Source organism: Micromonospora sp. NBC_01739 (assembly GCF_035920385.1).
Taxonomy (GTDB): domain Bacteria; phylum Actinomycetota; class Actinomycetes; order Mycobacteriales; family Micromonosporaceae; genus Micromonospora.
In genome coordinates, this window is the sequence record NZ_CP109151.1 from 5,935,016 (window position 1) to 5,947,992 (window position 12,977).

Consider the following 12,977-nt stretch of genomic DNA (forward strand, 5'->3'; position numbering starts at 1 on the left):
ACGATCCCCTGACCCCGGCGGTCACGATCCCTGACCCCGGCGGTCATGACCCCCGAATCAAGCGGTCACGACCTGTCAGGCGGCGCCGATCACCTCTCTGGCCTCGCGGGCGATCTCCAGTTCCTCGTCGGTGCCGATCACACAGACCGCCACCTCCGCGCCCTCCGGTGAGATCAGCCGGTCGCCGCTGCCGGCGTTACGTTCGGGGTCGACCGTGATGCCGAGCCGGGTCAGCCCGGCCAGAGCGACGGCCCGTACCGGTGCGGCGTGCTCACCTACCCCGGCGGTGAAGGTGATCGCGTCCACCCGGCCCAGCAGGGCGTAGTAGGCCCCGACGTATTCGGTGATCCGGCGGCAGTAGACGTCGAAGGCCAGGGCCGCCGCCGGGTCTCCGGCCGACCGTCGGGCCAGCACCTCGCGCATGTCGTTGACCCCGGCCAGGCCCAGCAGGCCGCTGCGGTAGTTGAGCAGGTCGTCGATCTCGTCGACCCCCAGCCCGCCCTCCCGGCGCAGGTGGAACACGATGGTCGGGTCCAGGTCGCCGCTGCGGGTACCCATCACCAGGCCCTCCAGCGGGGACATCCCCATCGAGGTGGCGATGCTGCGTCCACCGGCGACCGCGCACGCGCTGGCCCCGTTGCCCAGGTGCAGGCTGATGGTGTTGATCTCGGAGTACGGGCGGTCCAGCAGTTCGGCGGTGCGCCGGGAGACGTACGCGTGCGAGGTGCCGTGGAAGCCGTACCGGCGTACGCCGTACCGCTCGGCGGTGTCCAGGTCGATCGCGTACGTGGCGGCGGAGTCGGGCAGGGTGTGGTGGAAGGCCGTGTCGAAGACGGCCACCTGCGGCACCTGCGGCAGGGCCTCGCGGGCCATCGTGATGCCGGCCAGGTTTGCCGGGTTGTGCAGGGGAGCCAGCGGCACCAGATCGGCGATGGCGGCCAGCACCGCGTCGTTCACCAGCACCGGAGCGCTGAATCGTCGACCGCCGTGCACCACCCGGTGCCCGATGACGGTGAGCCCGCTAAGGTCCAGCTCGGACAGGATCTGCCGGACCGCCGCGCCGTGGTCGGGTGGGCCACCGTCCGGTTCGCCGACCCGCTCGACCGTGCCCTTGGTGAGGACCCGTTCCCCCTCGTACAGCCGGTATTTGACCGACGACGATCCGCAGTTGAGCACCAGGACCTTGCTCACGACGCCGCCCCGTCCTCGGTCAGCGCGGCGGCCTGGATGGCGGTGATCGCCACGGTGTTGACGATGTCCGGCACGGTAGCCCCTCGGGAGAGATCGTTGACCGGGCGGCGGAGACCCTGCATGACCGGCCCGACGGCGACCGCCCCGGCCGAGCGCTGCACCGCCTTGTAGGTGTTGTTGCCGGTGTTCAGGTCGGGAAAGATGAACACGGTGGCCCGACCGGCGACCGTGCTGTCCGGCAGCTTCGTCGCCGCCACGGCCGGGTCGATCGCGGCGTCGTACTGGATCGGCCCCTCCACGGCCAGGTCGGGTCGGCGCTCGCGGACCAGCGCGGTGGCTGCCGCCACCTTCTCCACGTCCGCCCCTGCCCCGGAACTGCCGGTCGAGTACGACAGCATGGCCACCCGGGGTTCGATGCCGAACCGGGCCGCCGTGTCGGCCGAGGAGATCGCGATGTCGGCGAGCTGGGCGGCGTCGGGATCGCGGTTGACCGCGCAGTCGCCGTAGACCAGCACCCGGTCGGCGAGCAGCATGAAGAAGACACTGGAGGCGACGGAGACCTCCGGCATGGTCTTCACGATCTCGAACGCCGGCCGGATGGTCGCCGCCGTGGTGTGGGTGGCCCCGGAGACCATGCCGTCGGCGTACCCGGCCCACACCATCATGGTGCCGAAGTAGTTCGGCTGGGCCACGATGTCGTACGCCAGCTCGGTGGTCACCCCCCGATGGGCCCGCAGCTTCGCGTACGCCTCGGCGAACTCGTCCCGCCACTGGCTGGTGGTCGGATCCACCACCCGGGCCGCGCCGATGTCCACGCCCAGCTCGCGGGCCCGGCGGGCGACCTCCTCGGGGCGGCCCAGCAGGGTCAGGTCGGCCACCCCCCGGCGCAGCAGGATCTCCGTGGCGCGCAGGATGCGTTCCTCGGTCCCCTCCGGCAGGACCACCTGCCGGCGGCGACTGCGAGCCCGGTCGATCAGGTCGTACTCGAACATCAACGGGGTGACCCGGGTGGAACGGCTGACCCGCAGCCGCCCGGCCAACTCGGTCGTGTCCACGTACGCCTCGAAGGCGCCCAGGGCGGCCTCGACCTTGCGCGGGTTGGCGGCACTGGGTCGGCCCTCGATGCGGCTGGAGGCGGAGACGGTGTGGTAGCTGTCGGTGGGCACGGAGAGCACCGCCAGGCGGGCGTTGAGCGCCTCGACCAGCTGCATCGCCCGGGGATCGGGCGCCACCCCTAGGGTCAGCACCAGCCCGGCCAGGGACACCTGACCGGCCACGTGCGCCGCGCTCGCGGCCACCAGCAGGTCGTCCCGGTCCCCCGGCATGATCAGCAGGGCACCCTCGGTCAGGTGTTCCAGCACGGTGGGCACATGTGCCGCCCCGACCACGTAGTCGAGCACGTCGCGGGCGAGGGCGGTGTCGTCGCCGGCCAGCAGGGTGGCGCCGAGCGCCGCGGCCACCTCGGCCACCGTCGGCGCGGAGACGCTGGGCACCTCCGGAATCGCGTACGCGGGGACCGGCAGGCGGGGCAGTTGCATGTCCCCCGGGACCCGGTTGGCCAGTACGGCCAGCACCGTCCCGCCGAGGTCGACCACGTCGTGGTACGCCCCCCGGCTGGCTGCGGTGATCGCCGCCGGCTGCTGCCCCAGCCCGTCGACCACCGGCACCACGACACTGCCGAACTCCGTGGCCAGCCGGGTGTTGAAGGCCAGCTCGCGGGGGCCGGCACCGTCACCGGCGTCGGCGAAGTCGCTGCCTACCACGACCATGGCGGGGAACCGTCGTTCCACCTCCCGGTAGCGTTCGACGATTCGGGTGATCAGTTCTTCCCGCCGACCGTCCGCGACGAGGGCGGTCGCCTCGGCGTAGCTGGTGCCGTACAGGTCGGCAACCGGCAGTCCCACCCGGTACCGCTCGCTGAGCAGGGCGAGGATCGGATCGGGTCGGTCCGGCCTGACCAGCGGACGGAACACGCCGATCTGGCCGACCTGTCGGGACAGCAACTCGGCCAGGCCGAGGGCGATGGTCGACTTTCCCCCGCCCGAGCCGACACTTGTCAGGTAAACGCTCCGGGCCACGGAACTCACGCTACAAGATCGAGGTGGCTCCCGCCCGGGTCCTGCTACCCGGTCATCCGGGCCCTACGCCGCTGTCGCATCCTGCTGGCGCGTGGGCGACGGACGGAGCCGGTCAGCGATCCTGCCGTGACGATTCGTGAACGGTCGGCAAGGTGGTCATCGTCCTGGTGCACCACACGCACCGTGATCAGTCGTCGTCTTCGTCGTCGAGGCGGGCCAGCCAGGTGGCGAAACGTTCGATCGGCGTCTCGAACTCCGGGTTCAGGTCGACGAAGTCCCGCAGCCGCTCACCCAGCCACTCCAGGCTCACCTGCTCGTCGCCCCGTCGTTCGACCAGTTCCTCGATGCCCCGGTCGGTGAAGTACATCCGCCTACTCGCTTCCTCACCGGTGTCGTACCGGCGAAAACCGGCCGGTCCCGTCCCACCCGAGGGTGGGACGGGACCGGGATGGGTCTGTCGTCAGGGTCGGGGCAGTGCCGCCTCGATGAGGGCGACCTGCTCGACCTCGTGCATCTTCGCCGAACCGACGGCCGGGGCGGCCGCGGCCGGACGGGAGATGCGGCGCAGTCGCACCCCGTCGAGGTGCTCCAGCAGGTTGAGCGCCACGAACGACCAGGCGCCCTGGTTGGCCGGCTCCTCCTGCACCCAGGCGAAGTCCTCGGCGTTGGGGTACTGGGCCAGCGCGGCCCGGATCTCCTCCACCGGCATGGGGTAGAGCTGCTCCAGACGGATGATCGCGGTGTCGGTGACCCCGCGCTCCTGCCGGGCCTGGAACAGGTCGTAGTAGACCTTGCCCGAGCAGAGCAGCACCCGCTTGACCTGCTCCGGTGCCGGAGCCGCCTGGTCGGCGAGCACCGGGGCGAAGGTGCCGGTGGTGAAGTCCGCCACCGAGGAGACACAGAGCTTGTGCCGCAGCAGCGACTTCGGGGTGAACACCACCAGCGGCTTGCGCTTGGGCGACAACGCCTGACGCCGCAGCAGGTGGAAGTAGTTCGCCGGGGTGGTCGGGATGGCCACCCGCATGTTGTCCTCCGCGCAGAGCTGGAGGAACCGCTCCGGGCGACCGGAGGTGTGGTCCGGGCCCTGTCCCTCGTGGCCGTGCGGCAGCAGCAGGGTCACCGCGGAGCGCTGACCCCACTTCACCTCACCGGAGGAGATGAACTCGTCGATCACCGACTGGGCGCCGTTGACGAAGTCGCCGAACTGCGCCTCCCAGCAGACCAGGGCGTTGAGGTTCTCCACCGAGTAGCCGTACTCGAAGCCCATCGCGGCGTACTCGGACAGCAGCGAGTCGTGCACGAAGAACCGGGACCGCTCCCCGTCGCCGGTGAGCGACTGCAACGGCAGGTAGTCGTCGCCGGTCTGGGCGTCGACGACCGCCGCGTGCCGCTGCACGAAGGTGCCGCGACGCGAGTCCTGCCCGGCCAGCCGGACGGTGACCCCGTCGTGCAGCAGCGAACCGAAGGCGATGATCTCGCCGAAGCCCCAGTCGATGCCGCCCTCGACGGCCATCTTGGCCCGCCGGTCGAGCAGCTGCTGGATCCGCTTGTGCGGGGTGAAGCCCTCCGGCAGGTTGACGTGCGCCTCGCCGACGGCCTTGACGACCGAGGCCTCCGTAGCCGTGTCCACCTGCGGCTCCGGCTCGTCCTGGCGGGGCGGCCGGCTGAGCTGGCGGGGGGTGGTGGCCGCGTCACGGGTGGCCTTGAAGACCCGCTCCAGCTGGGACTGGTAGTCGCGCAGCAGTTCCTCCGCGTCCTCCACGGTGATGTCACCGCGGCCGATCAGCTCCTCGGTGTAGAGCTTGCGGACGGAACGCTTCGAGTCGATGATCTTGTACATCTGGGGGTTGGACATCGAGGGGTCGTCGCCCTCGTTGTGCCCGCGCCGCCGGTAGCAGACCATGTCGATCACGACATCCTTGTTGAAGGTCTGCCGGTACTCGAAGGCCAGCCGGGCCACCCGGACCACGGCCTCGGGGTCGTCGCCGTTGACGTGGAAGATCGGCGCCTGGATCATCCGGGCCACGTCGGTGCTGTAGAGGCTGGAGCGGCTGTACTCCGGGGCGGTGGTGAAGCCGACCTGGTTGTTGACCACCACGTGCACCGTGCCACCGGTGCGGTAGCCGCGCAGCTGGGAGAGGTTGAGGGTCTCGGCCACCACGCCCTGACCGGCGAAGGCGGCGTCGCCGTGCACCGCCAGCGGCAGCACGGTGTAGCCCTCCAGCTTGAGGTCTATCCGGTCCTGCTTGGCCCGGACGATGCCCTCCAGCACCGGGTCCACCGCCTCCAGGTGCGACGGGTTCGCCACCACGGAGACCTTGACCGAGTGGTCGCCGTCCGGGGTGGTGAACTTGCCGTTCTGGCCGAGGTGGTACTTCACGTCGCCGGAGCCCTGGGTGGAACGCGGGTCCAGGTGCCCCTCGAACTCCGAGAAGATCTTCTCGTACGGCTTGCCGACGATGTTGGCCAGCACGTTGAGCCGACCCCGGTGGGCCATGCCGATGACGACCTCGTCCAGGTCGTTCTCGGCGGCGGACTCCAGGATCTCGCCGAGCAGCGGGATCAGGGACTCGCCGCCCTCCAGCGAGAAACGCTTCTGACCGACGTACTTGGTCTGCAGGAAGGTCTCGAAGGCCTCGGCCGCGTTGAGCCGGTTGAGCACGTGCTTCTGCTCGTCGGCCGACGGCTTCTCGTACTTGCGCTCGACCCGCTCCTGGATCCAGCGGCGCTCGGCCGGGTCCTGGATGTGCATGTACTCGATGCCGACCCGCCGGCAGTACGAGTCGCGCAGCACGCCCAGGATCTCCCGCAGCTTCATCCGCTGCTTGCCGGCGAAGCCGTTGACCGGGAAGGTGCGGTCCAGGTCCCACAGGGTCAGCCCGTGCTGGAGCACGTCCAGATCCGGGTGCTTGCGGATCTTGAACTCCAGCGGGTCGGTGTCGGCCATCAGGTGGCCGCGGACCCGGTAGGAGTGGATCAGCTCGTGCACCCGGGCGGTCTTGTTGATCTGGCCTTCGCTGTCGACCGCGACGTCGCGCACCCAGCGCACCGGCTCGTACGGGATGCGCAGCGAGGTGAAGATCTGGTCGTAGAAGCCGTGCTCGCCGAGCAGCAGCTCGTGCATGACCTTGAGGAACTCGCCGGACTGGGCGCCCTGGATGATCCGGTGGTCGTAGGTGCTGGTCAGGGTGATGACCTTGCTGACCGCCAACTCGGCCAGGGTGGCCTCGCTCATGCCCTGGTACGGCGCCGGGTACTCCATCGCGCCGACCCCGATGATCGCGCTCTGCCCCTGCATCAGGCGGGGCATCGAGTGCACCGTGCCGATGCCGCCCGGGTTGGTCAGCGAGATGGTGGTGCCGGAGTAGTCGTCCATGGTCAGCTCGTTGCGGCGGGCGCGCCGGACGACGTCCTCGTACGCCTGCCAGAACTGCCGGAAGTCCATCTGCTCGCAGCCCTTGATGGAGGGGACCACCAGGTTGCGGCTGCCGTCCGGCTTGGCCAGGTCGATCGCGATGCCCAGGTTGACGTGCTCCGGGCGGACCATGGTCGGCTTACCGTCGACCTGGGCGTACGAGTTGTTCATCTCCGGGTGCGCCACCAGCGCCCGGACCAGGGCGTACCCGACCAGGTGGGTGAAGCTGACCTTGCCACCCCGGCCGCGGGCCAGGTGGTTGTTGATCACGATCCGGTTGTCCACCAGCAGCTTCGCCGGGACGGCGCGCACGCTGGTCGCGGTGGGTACGGCCAGCGAGGCGTCCATGTTCTGGACGATCTTGGCGGCGACACCGCGCAACGGGGTGTTCTGCGGGCCGGAGGCGGTCGGGGCGGTCTTCGCCGACGCGGCCCTGGCCGGGGCCTTCGCGGTCTCGGTCTTGGCGGGCTGGGCCTTCGCGGCCGGCGCCTTGGCCGGCTCGGTCCTGGCCTTCGCCGGAGCCGCTGCGGCGCGCGGTGCCGACTTGTCAGCGGCCTCGGTCTTGGCCGGGGTGGATGCCTTGCTGGCCGGCTCGGGGGTGCTGGTCTTCGACCGGTCGGCGCCCTCGCCGCCGGTCGCGCCCGGCCCGGGGCGGTAGTCGGCGAAGAAGTCGTGCCAGGCCGGATCGACGCTGCCGGGGTCGGCGAGGTAGCGCTGATACATCTCCTCGACGACCCACTCGTTCGGGCCGAAACCCGCCAGTGGGTTCTCCTGCGAAGTCTGCTGGGTCGACACGGCCGGTAATCGCCTCTTTCACGCGGGTTTGTGTGTCACGCGGGGCTCATCTGCGCCGTGACCGGCGCAGAGAACGGATCCCAGGCTACGCCGTGCCGATCGCCAAGGCATTTCCGCCTCCGCAGGGTGGTCCGATTCACAGATGATGTTAGAAGTTCAGTACCGTCCGCGTGTCCAGTTGCTACTGGTAGCAACCCGATGGGCCCGGTTGTCCGGCCGTCAGCCGGGCACCGGGCCCATCGTGCAGCGGATGACCTACGCCACCGGCGCGATTCAGGAGATGTCGCGCCGACGGGTGAGCAGCAGCCCGACGATGCCGCTGGCCAGCGCGTACCCGACCAGCACGAGCGCGCCCACCCACCAGGGCGGGTACATCTCGCTCTCACCCGGCGCGATCATGATCTGGGAGGCGGCCGCCGGCCAGATCACCTGCCACTTGAGCACGGCCATGCTGTCCAGCCAGCTCGACAGCAGCAGGAAGAGCACCCCGATCACCTGGGTGCCGATCAGGTAGAGCACCGAGGCGGTGATCACCGCACCGAGCTGGTTGGTGATCAGGGTGCCGATGCCGACCCCGAGCACGGTCCAGATGGCGTACGCCATCAGGTTGAGCAGCAGGGCCCGCTGGACCTCCCACTCGCCGAGCAGGGTGCCGTGGTCGTTCAGGGTCAGGAAGGCTGCTCCCGCACCCAGGTCGATCACCGTGGTGACCAGCCAGAAGGCGAACCCGAGCAGGCTCGCCGCGATCAGCTTGCTGACGATCACCGCGCTGCGCCGCGGGGTGGCCAGGAAGGTCGTGGTCGCGGTCTGGTGGAAGAACTCGTTGGTGACCATCAGGATGCCGATCAGCATCACGAACATCAGGCCCAGGTACTGCCCGGAGGTGTAGAGGTTGGCCGCCTGGGCCGGGGCGGACGCGGCGTCACCGACGACTCCGATTTCCTCGCCGCCGCCGTCGATCGTCGTGTTGAACAGCCAGGCGTTGAGCGGGAAGGCCATCGCGATCGACAGGAACGCCCCGATGGCCAGCCACCACCAGGTGCTGGTCGTACGGATCTTCAACAGTTCGGAGCGGACCAGGTTGCTCATCGAATGCCCGCCTTTCCAGCCGTCAGCTCCAGGAACACGCGTTCCAGGTCGGGTCGTTCGGTGGTCAGCTCGTGCAGTTCGACACCGGCGGTCAGCGCCGCCCGGCCCACCGTCGGGGCGTCCACCCCGCCGATCAGCAGCGCGCCGTGCTCGTCGGTCTGCACCGTGGCCGGCCCCTCGGCCAGGGCGCTGGTCAGCTCCTCCGCCTGCGGGGTGCGGACCCGGACCCGGACGCCCTGCGCCATCGAACCGATCACCTGCTCGACCGGACCCTGCCGGACCAGCTGCCCCGCTGCGATGATCACCACATCGTCGGCCAGCAACTGCATCTCCGACAGCAGGTGGCTGGAGACCAGCACGGTACGGCCCTCGGCGGCCAGCCCTTTGAGGAACCCGCGCATCCACCGGATGCCCTCCGGGTCCAGCCCGTTGGCCGGCTCGTCGAGGATCAGCACCCGCGGGTCGCCGAGCATCGCGGCGGCGATGCCCAGGCGCTGCTTCATGCCGAGTGAGTAGCCCTTGAACTTGCGCTTCGCCGCCGGAGTCAGGCCGACCAGGGCCAGGGCCTCGTCGGCCCGCTGCGGCGGCAGCCCGGCCGCCGCGCAGATCACCCGCAGGTGGTTGATCCCGGTGCGGCCCTTGTGTGCGCTGGACGCCTCCAGCACCGCGCCGACGTGCCGCAGCGGCTCGGTCAACTCAGGGTACCGGCGTCCGCCGATGGTCGCCGTGCCGGCGGTCGGGGTCACCAGGTTCAGCAGCATGCGCAGCGTAGTGGTCTTGCCCGCGCCGTTGGGGCCGAGGAAGCCGGTGACCCGGCCGGGCTGGACCGTGAACGACAGATTGTTCACCGCGAGTACGTTGCGGTACTGCTTGGTCAGGCCGGAAACCACGATCTGCGCGTCATTGGGGCGTGACTGCCCGTCGGACATCATTCTCCTCCCGTGGCGCCGGGAAGCGCCGTTGCACAGCGTGGCGGTAACTGTCAACCAAATCAATCAGGCGCGCTCCGGAGATCGTTGTCCGCCCCAGGCAGGAGCCGTCTCCTCCCCAGGTAGGATACGATCGACGGTCGTGACTACCGGGCGATCCAGGTGGCCCGGGCCCGGCCCAGCAGTTCACCCTCCGGTCCGTACAGGCTGGTCCGCACGATCGCCTTACGCCCCACGGTTTCCACCACCGCCCCGGTGATCACGCACTCGTCCCCGGGCCGGGGCAGGGCCGCGATCTGGGCCGCGATCCGACCCAGCAGGTACGGTCGACCGGCCTCGATCACCGCCCAGCCGCCCGGGCAGTCCAGCGCGGCCCAGGCAGTGGCGACACTCACCTGCGCGGGCACCTGGAAGGGGGCGGCCGTGCGTCCGTCCGGCAACCGTCCGGGGAAGATCCGGAGCCCGTCCGGCCGCTGCGGCCCGCAGACGTAGCAGCCGGGAAAGGGGTGGTCGGTCAGGCCGGGGTACGCCGCCGCGGCGGCCCGGGCGGTCGCCGGGTCGACCGGTGGCACCGGATCCTCCAGATCCTCTGCGGTACGGAGTTCGGCGATCACCTCGCCGTCCGGATCGCGCACCTGGTCCCCGGTCAGGGTCAGCGGGGTGTCCAGGGGTGGTGGCCTACGCAGGGTCACCTCGGTCGGCCCTCCGCCGCCGTACGCCGAGGCGAAGACCCCCGCACTCCAACCGCCGTTGCCCGAGCCGGGCGGTCCGTTGAACCGGGACTCGATGATCATGAGTTTTTCCTCCCGCCGTACCGGCCGTTCGCCAGCCGTCCCGGCAGCCTCGCACGGCCCCCTCCCGGGGGGTGACCGCCGGTCGACCGAGGTGCCCGTACGGTCCACAGGATTTTTTCAGGTACCGCCCAGCGCAGGCGCAGCGATGGCGCGGATGATGGCGACATGGCGGCTACCCAGACCGAGGCCCGACTGCTCGTCGTCGAGGACGACCCCAACATCCTCGAACTGCTCTCCGCGAGCCTGCGCTTCGCGGGTTTCGACGTGGCCACCGCCACCACCGGCAGTGCTGCCCTCAACGCGGCCCGCGAACACCGGCCCGACCTGGTGGTGCTGGACGTGATGTTGCCGGATCTGGACGGCTTCGAGGTGATCCGGATGATGCGCGAGGGCGGCACCCGTACGCCGGTGGTCTTCCTCACCGCCCGGGACGCCACCGACGACAAGATCCGTGGCCTGACCCTGGGCGGGGACGACTACGTCACCAAGCCGTTCAGCCTGGAGGAGTTGACCGCCCGGATCCGCGCGGTGCTGCGCCGCACCAGCACCGGTGAGCAGGCCCCGGCCCGGCTCACCTTCGCCGATCTGGAGCTGGACGAGGAGACCCACGAGGTCTACCGGGCCGGTCAGCGGGTTCAGCTCTCGCCGACCGAGTTCAAGCTGCTGCGTTACCTGATGCTCAACGCCAACCGGGTGCTGTCCAAGGCCCAGATTCTCGACCACGTGTGGAACTACGACTTCCGTGGTGACGACAACATCGTCGAGTCGTACATCTCGTACCTGCGGCGCAAGGTCGACAACGTCGAGCCTCGCCTGATCCACACCCTGCGGGGGGTCGGCTACGTGCTCCGCAAGCCGGCGGCGTGAACGCGCTCCAGCAGGGCAAGAGCCGACTGCGTGCGGTACCGCTGCGGGTCAAGCTGGTCGCGGCCGTCCTCGCCCTGGTCGCCGCCGCGCTACTGGTGATCAGCTCGCTGACCACCTTCTTCCTGCGTAGCTACCTGGTCGGCGAGGTGGACGCTGAGCTGACGACCCAGGCGCGCACCATCGCGCAGGTGGCGGCCCTGGAACGGCCGAGCGCACCATTTCCCACCGACTACCTGCTGGCTGTGACCGACATCAGGACCGGTCAGATCGAGTGGATCCACTTCGACGACCGGCGCTTCAGCAGCGCTGACCTGCCCCGCTTCCCGGACGACGCGGCCGGATTCGACCGCCTGGCCGGCGAGCCGCGTAACGCCCGGGCCCAGGGCAGCGAGGTGCGTTGGCGGGTCCTCTACACCCAGCTTCCCAACGGGCAACGGATCGCCATCGCCCAGCACCTCATCGACGTCGACCGGGCAGTTACCCGGCTGGTCTGGACAGACGTCCTGGTCGGTGGCGCGGTGCTCATCCTGCTCGCCTCGATCGGCGCGGCGATCGTCCGGACCAGCCTCAAACCGCTGGTGGAGATCGAGCGCACCGCCGCCGCCATCGCCGGTGGTGACCTCAGCCGCCGGGTGCCCGACCCGGAGCACGGGCAACCCTGCCCCACCTCCGAGCTGGGTCGGCTCTCCCGGGCACTGAACGCGATGCTCAGTCAGATCGAGATGGCCTTCACCGCCCGTGCCGCCTCGGAGAGGGCCGCCCGCTCGGCCGAGGCCGCGGCCCGGGACGCCGCCGAGGCGGCCCGTGCTTCCGAGGCCCGGGCCCGCCGCTCGGAGGAACGGATGCGGCAGTTCGTCGCGGACGCCTCGCACGAACTGCGTACCCCGCTGACCACCATCCGCGGTTTCGCCGAGCTGTACCGGCAGGGTGCTGCCCGGGCCCCCGAGCAGACCGCTGACCTGCTGCGCCGCATCGAGGACGAGGCCGCCCGGATGGGCCTGCTGGTGGAGGATCTGCTGCTGCTGGCCCGACTGGACCGGGAGCGTCCGCTCTCCCTCGCCCCGGTGGAGCTGCCCGTGCTTGCCGCCGACTCGGTGGCCGCCGCCCGGGCGATGGCCCCGGACCGGCGGATCGAGCTGGAGATCGCCCCCGGCTCAGGGCCACTGGTGGTACGCGGCGACGACGCGCGGCTGCGGCAGGTGATCGGCAACCTGATGACCAACGCGCTGCGGCACACCCCGCCGGAGGCCGCCGTGACGTTGCGACTACGGGCCGAACCGGGCAATCTTGCGGTGATCGAGGTGGCCGACACCGGCCCGGGACTCACCCCCGATCAGGCGGAGCGGGTCTTCGAACGCTTCTACCGGGCGGACGCCTCGCGGACCCGCCGGGTGGGCGGGCAGACCGGCACCGGCCTGGGCCTGGCCATCGTCGCCGCGCTGGTGACGGTGCACCAGGGCACCGTGGAGGTGACCGACACCCCCGGCGGGGGTGCTACCTTCCGGGTCCGGCTGCCGCTGGCTCAGGACATCGACGGGGAGTCCGAGTGACTTTCAGCGAACCCTCAGGCCAGCCTAAGGCGGGATGCAGAGCGATGGGAGAAGGTGGGGACATGACCGAGTACGAGTCCGACCCGCGCCGGCCGGCCAACACCGACGCCGAGCCGTCGCACCCCGAGCTGCCCCGCGCCGAATACGCGCGGTCCGACTCCCCATTCGCTGCGCCGGCCGGCACCGGTGCCGACTCCGGCGGCGAGGCACCGACCATCCCGGTCCGGGCCGTCGAAACCTCGGACCCCAATGGCCAGGACGCCGAGCCG

General features: G+C 70.3%; 9 protein-coding genes. 2 read left to right on the forward strand and 7 right to left on the reverse strand.

Annotated elements, in window-relative coordinates; translation table 11 throughout:
* Positions 1-75 precede the first annotated feature (75 nt).
* From OIE53_RS26985 to OIE53_RS27015, 7 genes are all read right to left on the reverse strand, one after another.
* The gene (locus OIE53_RS26985; RefSeq protein WP_327024240.1) at positions 76-1,191 is read right to left on the reverse strand and encodes an acetate/propionate family kinase; all 1,116 of its coding nucleotides are present in this window, start codon (positions 1,189-1,191) and stop codon (positions 76-78) included.
* Entirely contained in the window at positions 1,188-3,278 is a 2,091-nt protein-coding gene (gene pta, locus OIE53_RS26990) for a phosphate acetyltransferase (protein ID WP_327024241.1), read from the reverse strand. The genes OIE53_RS26985 and pta overlap by 4 nt, the downstream gene beginning before the upstream one ends.
* 178 nt (positions 3,279-3,456) lie before the next feature.
* Positions 3,457-3,636, reverse strand: a complete 180-nt coding sequence (locus OIE53_RS26995; protein ID WP_131303737.1) for a DUF6104 family protein — start codon at positions 3,634-3,636, stop codon at positions 3,457-3,459.
* A 93-nt stretch (positions 3,637-3,729) separates the two neighbouring features.
* Complete coding sequence (locus tag OIE53_RS27000) at positions 3,730-7,479, reverse strand: multifunctional oxoglutarate decarboxylase/oxoglutarate dehydrogenase thiamine pyrophosphate-binding subunit/dihydrolipoyllysine-residue succinyltransferase subunit (RefSeq protein WP_327024242.1); 3,750 nt, start codon at positions 7,477-7,479, stop codon at positions 3,730-3,732.
* A gap of 273 nt (positions 7,480-7,752) precedes the next feature.
* Entirely contained in the window at positions 7,753-8,568 is an 816-nt protein-coding gene (locus OIE53_RS27005) for an ABC transporter permease (protein ID WP_327024243.1), read from the reverse strand.
* Positions 8,565-9,497, reverse strand: a complete 933-nt coding sequence (locus OIE53_RS27010; RefSeq protein ID WP_327024244.1) for an ABC transporter ATP-binding protein — start codon at positions 9,495-9,497, stop codon at positions 8,565-8,567. Before OIE53_RS27010 ends, OIE53_RS27005 begins: the two co-directional genes overlap by 4 nt.
* 146 nt (positions 9,498-9,643) lie before the next feature.
* Positions 9,644-10,291 (reverse strand): hypothetical protein, encoded by a 648-nt coding sequence (locus tag OIE53_RS27015; RefSeq protein ID WP_327024245.1) that lies wholly within the window; start codon positions 10,289-10,291, stop codon positions 9,644-9,646.
* Positions 10,292-10,456: 165 nt separating this feature from the next.
* Between OIE53_RS27015 and OIE53_RS27020 the strand changes: the two genes are divergently transcribed.
* A complete protein-coding gene (locus OIE53_RS27020; RefSeq protein WP_327024246.1) occupies positions 10,457-11,158 on the forward strand; it encodes a response regulator transcription factor in 702 nt (233 codons plus the stop codon).
* Entirely contained in the window at positions 11,155-12,708 is a 1,554-nt protein-coding gene (locus OIE53_RS27025) for a HAMP domain-containing sensor histidine kinase (protein WP_327024248.1), read from the forward strand. Before OIE53_RS27020 ends, OIE53_RS27025 begins: the two co-directional genes overlap by 4 nt.
* The last annotated feature ends 269 nt before the right edge of the window (positions 12,709-12,977 follow it).